Origin of the sequence: Sphingobium sp. B2 (assembly GCF_007693735.1) — a bacterium.
In the GTDB taxonomy this organism is placed as follows: Bacteria; Pseudomonadota; Alphaproteobacteria; order Sphingomonadales; family Sphingomonadaceae; genus Sphingobium; species Sphingobium xenophagum.
In genome coordinates this window covers 129,130-141,262 of sequence record NZ_VDBZ01000001.1, presented here as the reverse complement: position 1 = coordinate 141,262, position 12,133 = coordinate 129,130, and the positions used below count along the sequence as shown (strand labels likewise).

10 protein-coding genes and 2 pseudogenes are annotated in these 12,133 nt (G+C 62.9%); 4 read left to right on the top strand and 8 right to left on the bottom strand.

Annotation, left to right across the window (positions count from 1 at the left end):
- The first annotated feature begins 141 nt into the window (after positions 1-141).
- The gene (locus tag FE851_RS00680; protein WP_017181139.1) at positions 142-648 is read left to right on the top strand and encodes a porin family protein; all 507 of its coding nucleotides are present in this window, start codon (positions 142-144) and stop codon (positions 646-648) included.
- Between the two features lie 56 nt (positions 649-704).
- Here FE851_RS00680 and FE851_RS00675 read toward each other — a convergent pair whose 3' ends face one another.
- The 3 genes from FE851_RS00675 to FE851_RS00665 all read right to left on the bottom strand — a co-directional run bounded on the left by FE851_RS00675 (position 705) and on the right by FE851_RS00665 (position 3,006).
- Positions 705-1,127: a hypothetical protein gene (locus tag FE851_RS00675; protein WP_145198989.1), complete on the bottom strand. Its 423-nt coding sequence runs from the start codon at positions 1,125-1,127 to the stop codon at positions 705-707.
- 74 nt (positions 1,128-1,201) lie between these two features.
- Positions 1,202-2,470: a 23S rRNA (adenine(2503)-C(2))-methyltransferase RlmN gene (gene rlmN / locus FE851_RS00670; protein WP_026002059.1), complete on the bottom strand. Its 1,269-nt coding sequence runs from the start codon at positions 2,468-2,470 to the stop codon at positions 1,202-1,204.
- A gap of 47 nt (positions 2,471-2,517) precedes the next feature.
- The gene (locus FE851_RS00665) at positions 2,518-3,006 is read right to left on the bottom strand and encodes a hypothetical protein (RefSeq protein WP_017181142.1); all 489 of its coding nucleotides are present in this window, start codon (positions 3,004-3,006) and stop codon (positions 2,518-2,520) included.
- Positions 3,007-3,177: 171 nt separating this feature from the next.
- On the opposite strand from FE851_RS00665, the gene dnaN reads away from it, so the two are divergent.
- From dnaN to FE851_RS00650, 3 genes are all read left to right on the top strand, one after another.
- Positions 3,178-4,290 carry a DNA polymerase III subunit beta gene (gene dnaN, locus FE851_RS00660; protein ID WP_017181143.1) on the top strand — a complete coding sequence of 371 codons (1,113 nt, stop codon included), beginning with the start codon at positions 3,178-3,180 and terminating at the stop codon, positions 4,288-4,290.
- A 101-nt stretch (positions 4,291-4,391) separates the two neighbouring features.
- A complete protein-coding gene (locus FE851_RS00655) occupies positions 4,392-7,007 on the top strand; it encodes an EAL domain-containing protein (protein WP_186378723.1) in 2,616 nt (871 codons plus the stop codon).
- 107 nt (positions 7,008-7,114) lie between these two features.
- Complete coding sequence (locus FE851_RS00650; protein ID WP_019052205.1) at positions 7,115-7,321, top strand: hypothetical protein; 207 nt, start codon at positions 7,115-7,117, stop codon at positions 7,319-7,321.
- A 65-nt stretch (positions 7,322-7,386) separates the two neighbouring features.
- On the opposite strand, the gene FE851_RS00645 is transcribed toward FE851_RS00650, so the two are convergent.
- From FE851_RS00645 to FE851_RS00625, 5 genes and pseudogenes are all read right to left on the bottom strand, one after another.
- Positions 7,387-7,809: a response regulator gene (locus tag FE851_RS00645; protein WP_026002061.1), complete on the bottom strand. Its 423-nt coding sequence runs from the start codon at positions 7,807-7,809 to the stop codon at positions 7,387-7,389.
- Between the two features lie 76 nt (positions 7,810-7,885).
- Positions 7,886-8,644: pseudogene (locus FE851_RS00640) on the bottom strand (TonB-dependent receptor); the annotation flags it as partial.
- Positions 8,645-8,836: 192 nt separating this feature from the next.
- Positions 8,837-10,840 (bottom strand): annotated as a pseudogene (locus tag FE851_RS00635) (TonB-dependent receptor); the annotation flags it as partial.
- A gap of 261 nt (positions 10,841-11,101) precedes the next feature.
- On the bottom strand, positions 11,102-11,509 hold the full coding sequence (locus tag FE851_RS00630) for a type II toxin-antitoxin system death-on-curing family toxin (RefSeq protein WP_145198986.1): 408 nt from the start codon (positions 11,507-11,509) through the stop codon (positions 11,102-11,104).
- Between the two features lie 6 nt (positions 11,510-11,515).
- Entirely contained in the window at positions 11,516-11,743 is a 228-nt protein-coding gene (locus FE851_RS00625; protein ID WP_145198984.1) for an AbrB/MazE/SpoVT family DNA-binding domain-containing protein, read from the bottom strand.
- Between the last annotated feature and the right edge of the window lie 390 nt (positions 11,744-12,133).

Genomic DNA, 12,133 nt, shown 5'->3' with positions numbered 1-12,133 from the left:
GCCGATCGCAACCATATAATCCACTGACAAGGTGGATATATGGACAAGAGGAACCATGTTATTTTTGTCGTTATTTCTTTGCATCGAACCTGAACGCCGGATGAATTAGCCATTCGGCCATGAATATATATTGAGGACTTTATGAAAACTGTGATTTTCGCAGCGATCGCTGCTGCCTGTGTTTCGGCCCCTGCTTTCGCTCAGGATGCTGCGCCCTTCACCGGGCCGCGCGCGGGCGTGACGCTGGGCTATGACAATGCGGGTGACGAGGACGGCTTCGCCTATGGCGTGACCGCCGGCTATGACCTGGCGCTCGCACCGCGCATCACCGGCGGCGTCGAAGTCAGCCTGGGCGACACCACTGTCGGCGATTCCGGCGTGGAAATCAGCCGTGATCTCGCCGCGTCGCTGCGCCTCGGCTTCGTCGCCACCCCGCGCGTCCTGGCGTTCGGCAAGGTCGGCTATGCCACCACCCGCATCGAAACGCTGGGCGTTGGCGCGGCGTTCGAGGGCGTGCGTTTCGGCGGCGGTCTGGAATTTGCCGCGACCCCCAACACTTATATCTCGGCTGAATATCAGCGCACCGAATATGAGCAGAATATCGGCGGTCGTGACGCCGCGATGGTTGGCGTCGGCTTCCGTTTCTGATCCTTGTCGATCAGTTTGGAATAAGGGAAAGGGCGGTCCGTGGGGCCGCCCTTTTTCTATGCAGGCAGAGGTTTGAGGTCCGGTGCGACCCAGCCCCTGCGCGCCGCAACCGACATCAGCGTCGCCCGCGACCAGTAAGCGAACAGCCAGTCCTTACTTCCCAGCGGCGACGCCATCAGCGCAGCGAAGGCGCTGGCGGGCGTTGAGCCCGGCGGCAGGGCGGCGAGCGTCATGCGAGTCATGTGCAACGATGCCTGGGTGATGGTTTCATGATAGCCGCCCATGTCGCTGTTCACCCCGCCCACACTCTCATTATAGCGGCGGATCATGTCGGGCATATCGCGTTCCGGCACGATGTCGGGACGTTGGAGGATCAGCCAAAGAGCGGTCGCAAAATGCGCGCCGTGGGTCCAGGCCGCCTTGGGCAGGGTGCAGGCGCAAAAGCCTGTCGCCAGCCGCTCAATCTCTTCATCTGTCATCGTCCGTCCCCCACAATGAAAAGCCCCGCCGTTGCGGGCGGGGCTTGCTGCATCCTGTCGCCGTGGGGCGACGATCAGCCGAGCGCCGCCTGCTTTTCTTCTGCCAGCCGGTCGAGTTCGGCGCGGCTTTTCTTTTCGCTGGCCGATTTGAGTTGTCCGCAGGCCGCCATGATGTCGCGCCCGCGCGGGGTGCGAACCGGGGCCGAAATGCCGCCTTCGAACACGATGCTGCTGAACGCGCGAATCCGGTCGGGCGTCGAACATTCATAGTCCGTGCCGGGCCAGGGGTTGAACGGGATCAGGTTGACCTTGGCCGGCAACTTATACTTACGGATCAGGCGGACCAGTTCCCGCGCATCCTCATCGCTGTCATTCTTGTCCTTGATCATCACATATTCAAAGGTGATCCGGCGCGCATTGCTGGCCTTGGGATAATCGGCGCAGGCCTGGAGCAGTTCCTCTATCCCATATTTCCTGTTGATCGGGACCAGTTCGTCGCGCACTTCCTTGGTCACGGCATGCAGCGAGACGGCCAGATTGACGCCGATTTCCTCGCTGGCGCGCGCCATCATCGGAATGACGCCACTGGTCGACAGGGTGATGCGGCGGCGCGAGAGGGCAAGGCCATCGCCGTCCATGACGACTTTCAGCGCATCGCGGACATGCTCGAAATTATAAAGCGGTTCGCCCATGCCCATCATGACGATATTGGTCAGCATCCGCCCGTCGGGCGAATATTGCGGGGCGTCCTCATCTTCATCATCCGGCACCGCGGCGGCGCTGCCCATATTCCCCTTGGGCCATTCGCCCAGCGCATCGCGCGCCAGCATGACCTGACCCACGATTTCGCCGGGCGTCAGGTTGCGGACCAGTCGCATCGTGCCGGTGTGGCAGAAGCGACAGTTGAGGGTGCAGCCCACCTGGCTCGACACGCACAGCGTGCCGCGATCGGCATCGGGGATGAACACCATTTCATAATCCTGCCCGTCGTCCGACCGGAGCAGCCATTTGCGCGTGCCATCGTTCGAAACCTGCGCCTCCACCACCTGCGGGCGACCGACGACAAAGCGCTCCGCCATCCAGCCGCGCATTGGCTTGGCAAGGTCGGTCATCGCTTCAAAGTCCGTCTCGCCGCGATGATAGAGCCAGTGGAACAGCTGTTTGGAGCGCAGCTTGGCCGCTTTTGCGTCCAGCCCCGCTTCCTCCAGCACCGACTTGATCTGCGGGCGCGACAGGCCGAGCAGGTCGGTGCGGCCATCGGCGCGCGGGGTCACGGCGCGCGGCACGGGCACAGGGTCTACAAGGCCGGGAATCGGCATGATGGGGTTGGCGGCTGATTGCATGATCGCGCCCATAGTCGATTTTCGCCGACGATTAAAGCGTTGCCGCGTTACCGCAGCCGCGCGCACCCCAGCGCGGCCGCGTCGATCGCGGTCGCCGCGCCGCGCAGGGCGTAGGCGTCGGCAAAGGCGCGGCCCTGCGCGTCTCTGGTCTGGATGCTCATGCTGCTGGCGGATCGCATGGCGGCGATGATCGTGGCGTCGCCGCGGGCGTCGGCGGCCCAGGCGTCGCTGCGCCCCGCGACCAGGGTGAAGCGGCGTTCGCCGACGGTGAGCGTCACTGGCGCCTTGTCCGCACGGTTGCGGCTCAGGCGGAAATGGACCTGGCCGCGCACCTTCTGCCGTGGCCAGGTGCCGACCGCCGCGAAGCCCGGACTGACCCGCCCGGCGCGCTTGACGGGGCGGGCAATCGCGTAACAGCGCGGCGTGGCGGGATCCCGGAACGCCCCCCAGGTTTCGAACATGCCCAGCGAATCACGCGCGAACGCAGGCGATGCGACCAGCAGCAAGATCATCAGACAGGCGGCGATGCGGCTCATCTGCCAAGGCAGAGCGCACCCTGTCCCGTTTTGCAAGGGTGCTGCTGCGCGAAAGCGCGAGCGAGTGCTTGCCCATGCCGCAACAGCGGTTATGAAGAACCATCCATCATAGTCACCCGGATTCGACTGCATCCGGGCACTTGCAGAAAAAGAAACGGACAGAACAGGGACATGAAGGCCACCATCGAACGCGCGACGCTGTTGAAGAGCCTGAGCCACGTCCAGTCGGTGGTCGAGCGGCGCAACACGATTCCGATCCTGTCCAACGTGCTGATCGAAGCGTCGGCGGACGGCGCTATCAAGCTGATGGCGACCGATCTGGACCTGCAGGTGGTCGAAAGTATTTCGGCGCAGGTGGAGCAGGCGGGCGCGACCACCATATCCGCCCACACTTTGTTCGACATTGCCCGCAAGCTGCCCGAAGGCAGTCAGGTGTCGCTGGCGGCGGCCGATGGCAAGATGCTGATTCAGGCCGGACGCGCGCGCTTCAACCTGTCCACCCTGCCCCGCGACGATTTCCCGGTGATCGCCGAGGGCGACCTGCCGACCAGCTTCGAACTGCCCGCCGAAACATTGAAGCAGATCATCGACAAGACGCGCTTTGCGATCTCGACCGAAGAAACGCGCTATTATCTGAACGGCATCTATTTCCATGTGTCGGATGATGGCCAGCCAGTGCTGAAAGCCGCGGCGACCGACGGCCATCGCCTGGCGCGTGTCACCGTGCCTCGTCCCGATGGCGCGGACGGGATGCCCGGCATCATCGTCCCGCGCAAATGTATCGGCGAACTGCGCAAATTGCTCGACGAGGTCGAAGGGTCGGTGCAGATTTCGCTGTCCGCCAGCAAGATCCGCTTTGGCCTGGGCAGCGCGATCCTGACCAGCAAGCTGATCGACGGCACCTTCCCCGACTATAGCCGCGTCATCCCGACCGCCAACGACAAGCTGCTCAAGATCGACCCGCGCAGCTTCGAGGAAGGGGTTGATCGCGTTGCGACCATCGCGACCGAAAAGACCCGCGCGGTCAAGATGAGCCTGGACCGCGACAAGATCACCCTGTCGGTCACCAGCCCCGAAAATGGCACCGCCGCCGAAGAAGTGTCCGGCGTGTTTCAGGGCGAGGGTTTCGACATCGGCTTCAACGCGCGCTACCTGCTCGACATATTGGGGCAGATCGACAGCGAAACAGTGGAACTGCATCTGGCCGATGCCGCCGCGCCTACGCTGATCCGCGAGAATGACCGCAGCCCTGCGCTCTATGTATTGATGCCGATGCGGGTGTGACCAAAGCCATGTCTAACGAGCGCGTTTAGTGTCGTTAAACATGCAAAAGTCCCCTTATTTGAAGTAATTCTATGTAAAGGAACGGACGTTAAACAACGCGCATGTCTCGATTGCGCGCGTCCCTGTCCGATACTCCCTCCCGCTCCATGTCCCTCATGGTCGCGCTGGGGCTGGCAGAGAGCGGGACCGAGGTGGCCGCGTCCTGGATTTCAGGCGCTTTCGTCCAGATCGCCCGGCTATGGCCGCTGATCCTGCTGTCCAAGCTGTGCGTGATAAGCCTGCTGGGCATTCCACTCTTCCGTCCCGATGATGCGCAGCAGTTCGGCGTCCTGCTCGTGATGCTGCTGGTGGACGGCGCGTTGATGCTGGTGCCGCGCTGGCCGGTGTTTCAGGAGCGGATGCCCCACATCCAGAATTGGCTGATGCTGCCAATGCTGTTCCTGTCCGGCCTCAGCTTCAGCCTGTGGTTAAAGCATGATCCGAAAACGGTGTCGGACTCGCTGTTCCTGGCCGCCGTGCCGGAACTGGCGGTCGCGCTGCTGGCGGTATGCATCGTGGGCGACCGCCGTTTGTTGGGGATCAGTTATTTTCTGGGTGCGCTGCTTGTGTCGGTGGCGGCAAAGGCGGGCCCGGCGCAGATCGGTCTGCTGGTGAGTTGTATCATCGTCATGGCGGTCGCTACCCTGCGGCAGGCGACGGCGGACCGCGAGCGGGCCATCGAACGCCAGCGGCAGGATTTGCGTGCGCAGCGATCTGACCGGCTTTTGCAGGAGCATGAGCGCACCGGGCGTGGCTGGTTCTGGGAAACCGACCGGCAGGGTTGCCTGACCTATATTTCCGATACGCTCGTTCGCACATTGGACGCGCCCAAGGGTGGGCTGATCGGCCGGCCGATCACTGAAATGATCCGACCCGGCGACAAGCAGCAGGGCGATGGGGAGCGCACGCTGGGTTTTCACCTCTCCGCACGCACTGGCTTTTCCGACATTTCCGTCCGCGCCGCCATGGCGAAGGAGGAACGCTGGTGGTCGATTTCCGGCCAGCCGGTATTCAATGAATATGGCCAGTTCCACGGTTTTCGCGGATCAGGCACCGACCTGACCGAAATGCGTCGCAGCCAGGCGGAAGTCACGCGGCTGGCCCAGTTCGATTCGCTGACTGGCCTCGCCAACCGCATCCAGATGCTGCGTTCGTTGGAGCAGGCTGTGGCGGACCGGCATGGCAAGGCGGGCGATTGCACGCTGATGATGCTGGACCTGGACCGGTTCAAGAGCGTCAACGATACGCTGGGCCATCCGGCAGGTGACGCGCTGCTGCGGCAGGTGAGCCAGCGATTGCAGCGGGTCGTAGGCGACCGGGGACTGGTCGGGCGTCAGGGCGGTGATGAATTCAAGATATTGTTGCCGGGTCGCCAGGATCAGGCGCAACTGGCGCAACTGGCGCAGAACATCATCGCCACCGTGTCGCAACCCTATTCGATCGAGGGAACGGCGGTCGTCATCGGCGTGTCGATCGGCATTTCATCTTGTCCGCAGGACGGGGTGACAGCCGACGCGCTGATCCGCAACGCCGACCTGGCTCTCTATGCGGCCAAGGGCAATGGCCGCGGCGTCCACCGTTTCTATTCGTCGGACATGCATGCCGATGCCGAAGATCGCCGCCAGCTGGAGGAGGATCTGCGCCACGCGCTGGCCGCCGATGGGCTGCATCTGGTCTACCAGCCGGTGGTGTCGTCCAAGACGGAGCAGATTGCCGGCTATGAAGCGTTGCTGCGCTGGGAACATCCGGTGCGGGGGCCGATTTCCCCCGCCCTGTTCATCCCGATCGCCGAGGATACCGGCCTGATCGCGCAAATCGGCGAATGGGTGCTGCGCACCGCGTGCCGCGACGCCGTCCAGTGGCTCGATGACATCCGCGTTGCGGTGAATGTGTCGCCGACACAATTTGCCAATCCCGGTTTTCCGTCCACCGTCATGAATGCCCTGGCCAGCGCGCAATTGGCGCCGGAACGGCTGGAGCTGGAAATCACCGAAAGCGTATTCCTGAACGACGATGACGGCACCGACGCCATGTTTGCGCGGCTCAAGGCACTGGGCGTGCGGCTGGCGCTCGATGATTTTGGCACCGGCTACTCCTCGCTCGGCTATCTCAAAAAAGCGCCCTTCGACAAGATCAAGATCGACCAGAGCTTCGTGCGCGGAGCCGCGACCAAGGGCAGCCGCAACAGCGCGATCATCAAGGCGATCGTCAGCCTGGCCGAAGCGCTGGGCATGGATACGACGGCCGAAGGCGCGGAGACGCAGGATGAACTGGCGTTGATCCGGCAATTGGGGTGCAGCCATATCCAGGGCTATATCTATGGTCGCCCGATGCCTGCCGCCGACGTTCTGGCAAGTCAGCGCGTCAATGGTTCGGCTGCGTCGGCGGACGGCTTCCAGTCCAGTCGTCCCGCGCGCAAGACCATGTTGCGCACGATAGCCGTGCATCATGACGGCCATGTCTATACCGGACGGGTCCGCAACATATCGTCTACCGGCGCCCTGATCGAAGGGTTGTGGAACGTGCCGCTGGGCACATTGTTCGCGATCGAACTGAGCGAAGGCCAGTTCGTCAACGCCACAGCCCGCTGGTCGAAGGACGACCGCATGGGCGTAGAGTTTGCCGGAGCGGTGGACATTGGAGCGCTGCGCAACGCGCCCAAGGCATTGGCATCCTGACGGCGTCGCAACTGTCGGTTTCAGCAATAAAATATCACGAAATCAGGCTGGAACTGCACATCTGAGCGGAGATTATCATCGGCACACCAACTCAATGGAGACTGCCGATGCGTTATAGGGATGATCGTGATGGACAGAAGCGGACCAGCAGCAGCGGGCATAACGGCCTGGCGGTTATTGGCGCGGCGCTGTTTTTGGGCATTGCGACGCTGAGCGCCTATATCCTGTCCAACAATCACACGACCATAAAACCCGCCAGCGGGACGGCGCAGGCAATGGCGTTGGCCAGTTCCAATTCATCCAGCCCAGACTGATGGACAAGGAAAAGGGGGACGGAAGCGATATGCTTCGGCCCCCCCTTTTCCTTGTCCATATCTGGTCAGGCGGCGATCGCGACCGGTTCCGCTTCCGCCTCGATCAGGCCGCGCGCCACGCTCTTGATCAGGGTCACGAAGCGGGTGGCTTCCCGCACGATCATCGCCTTGTTGAAGCAGGCCGCAGCGCCCCGGTCCATCGCTTCGGCGACGATCGGCGCGCCGTCGCGCATCAGGCTGGACAGCATGATCACCGGGCATGGTTCCATGTCCATGATCTCGTCCAATATCGTCATGCCGTCCTTGCCTGGCATAGCGATGTCCAGCGTCACCACATCGGGCTTTTCGGCCCGGATCATCTCTATCGCTTCCACCCCGTCGCGCGCGATGCCGACCACCTCAACCCGGCGGTCGCGTTCGAGCAGCGTTTCGATCATCGCGCGGATGGTGAGCGAATCGTCGACCACCACAATTCTGATAGGCTTCATCTGCCGTCTCCCCGAACCGTTTATGAGCATCATAACGACCGGGGCGGACCATGCTTTAGACGTGGCTAACACCCATTTAACTACGTGGCCCATTATTGGCGGCAAAATTGGGGAAGAAGAGCTTGCGGAAGCTGATGGTGACCGCGCGGCCCAGCGGGTCGAGATAATCCTGCTGGTAGCGCAGCGGCGTCATTCCGCTTGCGTCGGTGACCTCGCGACGCTGGTTGAAGATATTGTCGATACCGATCGACAATCGCGCGCCGCGCAGGAACGGCACGGATTTCACCAGTTGCGGCATCTGGCCCAGATTGGCGAACAGACGCAGATTGACCGTCGCCAGACTGCCAAAATCGAGCCGCGAACTGCCGCCAAGCGCGCCATCGACATGGGTGCCGCTTTCCCAGTCCAGGCCCAGCCGCGCGCCGATGCCGTTATTCATATAGCCGATCCGCCCTTCCAGTTCATGACGCGGCTGGCCGCCTGACGATCCGGTCGCGTCGCCATCCAGCAGGTTGAGTTGCGGCACGCCGGGCGCAATGGTGATGCTCTCGGTCAGATGCCAGGTGTGATAGAGGCTGAAGCTCAGCCGCCCGCTACCGCCGCCGGGGCCACGCGAACCGCCAAAGCCACCAGAGCCGCGACCGCCGGAACGTCCAGCGCCAGTACCCATGCCACCTTCGCCGCGTGGCCGGTCGCCGCCTTCGCCCGGTGGGCGGGCACCTTCGGGCCGGGGTTGGCGATTGCCAAACAGGGCCTGCAATTCGGGCGGACGGTCTTCCGGCTTGGCGCCTGCCGCGCGCCAGGCTTCGACGACCTTCTGGATATGCGACTTGATCGGGATCGACAGATTGAAACCCCAACGCAGTTGCTCGCTTTGCGCCGCCAGGAAATTGGGCGGGCGGGTGTCGATTTGAAGCCTGTCTCTTATACACATCTAGATGTGTATAAGAGACAGCGTCAATCCCTATGGCCTGTCTCTTATACACATCTAGATGTGTATAAGAGACAGCTTCTGGATATGCGACTTGATCGGGATCGACAGATTGAAATCCCAACGCAGTTGCTCGCTCTGCGCCGCCAGGAAATTGGGCGGGCGGGTGTCGATTTGTAGCAGATTGCCGTCCGCGTCACGCAGGAAGCGTTGGGGGAACGCCGCCTCGATCGCCGGGGTGGGTGAAGGAAAAGCGGCGATCGGGTTGCTGGTGCGGCTGTTGAGATAGGTGGCGGTCAACGTCAGATTGGGCTTTTCGAACGGCTTGATATTGGCGCTGAGGCGGAACTGGTCTCGCACGCTTTCGCGCAGGTTCGCATTGCCGCCCGACAATTGGGTGACGAACACGCTCTGTCCGGTCGCATAGTCGAACACGGTGACATTGGGGGTCGCGACCAGCGGGTCGGTGATCTGCGTGCCGGTTGGCGCGGCGCGATCCTGATTGGCGGACATCAAAAGCTGCACCGCCTTGACCGGCTGCCAGCGCAGACCATAGCCGAGCGTCGAAAGGGTGCCGAAGTCGGAAAGCTGCTGCGCGGCGAGGTTGAGGTTCACGCCAATATCGCCGATGCCGCCCAGCACATGCCTAGACCGGCTGGTGAGCGGCAGGTCGATGCTGACCTGCCCGCTGCCGATTTCACGGTTATAGTCGGACCGGCTTTCTATTCCGGCGCGGGTGGAGCGGCTTTCAAAGCCATTGGCCGATGCACCGATCCGCACGGACGTCATCGCCTGCCCGGCTGGCAGGTCGAACAAGGCGCCGCTGATCAGCAGGTCGCCCTGCACCGCCTGCGACTTCGCCCGTGCGCGGTCGGTCAGGCGGGTGGCGAGCAGGTCGGGCGCGAAGCTGCCATAGGGATTGACGCTGGCGTCGCCGGCATCGAGCGCCGCCTGGATCGCGCCGGTCGCCACGCCCCTGTCGGTGCGGGTACGGGTGATCGACAGGTCGCCATTGCCGGTGAAGGACCATTGCCAGCTACCCGCCAGCCGCCCGTTCAGCGTGACGCCGACATGCGCCGTCGTGCCGCGCACCTGCTGCCCCAATGCGCCGGGTTGAACCAGATAGCGGGAGAGCGCGACGTCATTGGCAAAGGGGGAGAAGGGGCTGCCCGCAGGCAGGGTCAACGCGGCTCGCGACAGGCCTTGCAGCGAATCGCTGTCGGACAGTTCCAGCCGCCCGTTGATCGTCGCCGACACGCCGCCCAGGGCGCGGGCCAGGGTCGCATTGGCGCTGAAATTTTCGGTCGCGGGGCTGAGCGTGCGATAGGGGGTGAGGTCGACCGCGTCGCTTGTCGTTGCGCCCGGCACGAAACTGGCCAGCGTCGGCAGGGCCGTCGCGGCGCTGGCGGGAACGCCGGTCTGGGTCACGATCGCGCCTGCCAGTGCGGAGAGCGCCGGGTCGATTTCCGCGCCGCGCGTGGTGGCGGTGAGGCGGGACGCGCCGGTGTTGAGAATGCCGCGCTCGCTTTCCAGCAATTGCGCGGCGCGGCGATATTTGACGTTCAGGGTGAAGCGATTATCGCCCCGGATGCGCAGGAAGCCGCCCTCCGCCTGGCCATTGTCGCGCCCGCCATCGGTGGTGGTGCCGCCGCGCAGATCGACGGTTTCGGCGCGAAAACGCTGACGCAGGACGATATTGACGACCTTTTGCGTCGCGGCGTAGCCGTATGAGAGCGCGACCTGTTCGGGCAATATGTCGACCCGCGCGACCGCTTCGGAGGGCAGGTCGGAAATTTCCGAAAAGCTGGAAATCCGCTTGCCGTTGAGCAGGATGACGGGCGATCCGTTGGTCTGGGGCGACAATTCGGTGAGCAGTTCGGAAATGGAGGTCACGCCCAGCGCCCGTACGTCCGCGCTGCTAAGCTGTTGCTCAGGCTCGATCTTGCCCGGCACCGCGCCGCGCTGCGGCTGGCCGGTGACGACAATTTCCTCGCCATCGTCCATTTGCGGATCGGCCTGCGGCGCGCCTTGCGCCCTCAGCGCGCCGGGCGCGGCCCCCAGCATTAGCGACAACAGGACGAACGAAGTGGATCGGCGCACGCATTTACCCCCGGACAATGTCTCTTGCCTCTCCTCTAGCGGGCAGTTGTCGCAAAATATTGGCAATGGCCAGCGGGAATTGTCGCAAGATGTAATCGGCGCGGAAGTTCGCAAACTTCGCCCATGTCGCGCATGGAAATTTTGCCCAAAGTCGGCGGACGAGCAACGCGAGGGTGCGCTGTCGGGGCAGGAAAAGCAGACGGTGGGAAGGAGCCGGGGCGCAGGTTAGCAGCAACCGGCGCCGTAGGACAGGCGCGGGCTTCAGGCGGCGGCGATATGCTGGCGGAACCAGTCGGCCAGGTCGGTTTCGGTGAGATTGCCGGCGGCAAAGGCGATCATCGTGCGGGTGGCGTCGGTGGGATCGAAGGTCAGCGCCACCTGATTGAGCGCAAGGAACAGGCGCGCCAGCACCCAGCCGGTGCGCTTGTTGCCATCGACAAAGGGATGGTTGCGGACGATGCCGAACGCATAGGCCGCGGCCAGCTGACAAGGATCATCATCGCCATACGCCCATTGGTTGAGCGGACGGGCCAGCCCCGATTCCAGCAACCCGTCATCGCGTACGCCGGTGCCGCCGCCATGTTCGGCCAGCTGGCGGTCATGAATCGCCAGCGCCACGGACTTTTCGATCCAGACCGGTTCGCGCCGGTCCCCATCGGGATCAGCCATGCGCGCTTACTTCGCCAGAACGCGCAATATATCGCGATCTTCCCGCATAATCTGTTCGGCCAAATCCATCTTGGCCCCGAAATCGGGGTCGGCGGCGGTCAACCGGATACCGTCGGGCGCTTGCGTGACATAGAGCATGTCCCCCGGCCCGACGCGCAACTGCGCCAGCAACTCCTTGGGCAGGATGACCCCGGCGCTATTGCCGATTTTCGTGATTTTGAGGGGGGTGTTCATACGGGAGTTATAACGCAATATGTCGCGATTGCCAATTTAATCGGAATCGATCTGATCGCCCAGTCCTGCCCTTCTTAAATGCTCCGCCCAATCGGGGCGGCAATTCCGCGCTCTGATACAATCCACTTCACCAACGTGCATTGCGTCCATCATCCGACCAAACTCATCCTCGGTTTCTGGCTGATGGGAAACATAGCAATGTGGCGTTTCTCCATCGGGTACCCAAGCCAGCAGATCGGGGGCCACATCTTCCCAAACGCCACAGGATATGCAGCAACCATCCTCAACATAGAATGTGCCCGGCACATTGGCTGGATGCGGCGGCAACGGAGAGTAATTAGCTACAGCCAACGGTTGCCGGACCGATCGTCCCAAAAATCTGTTCAGCCA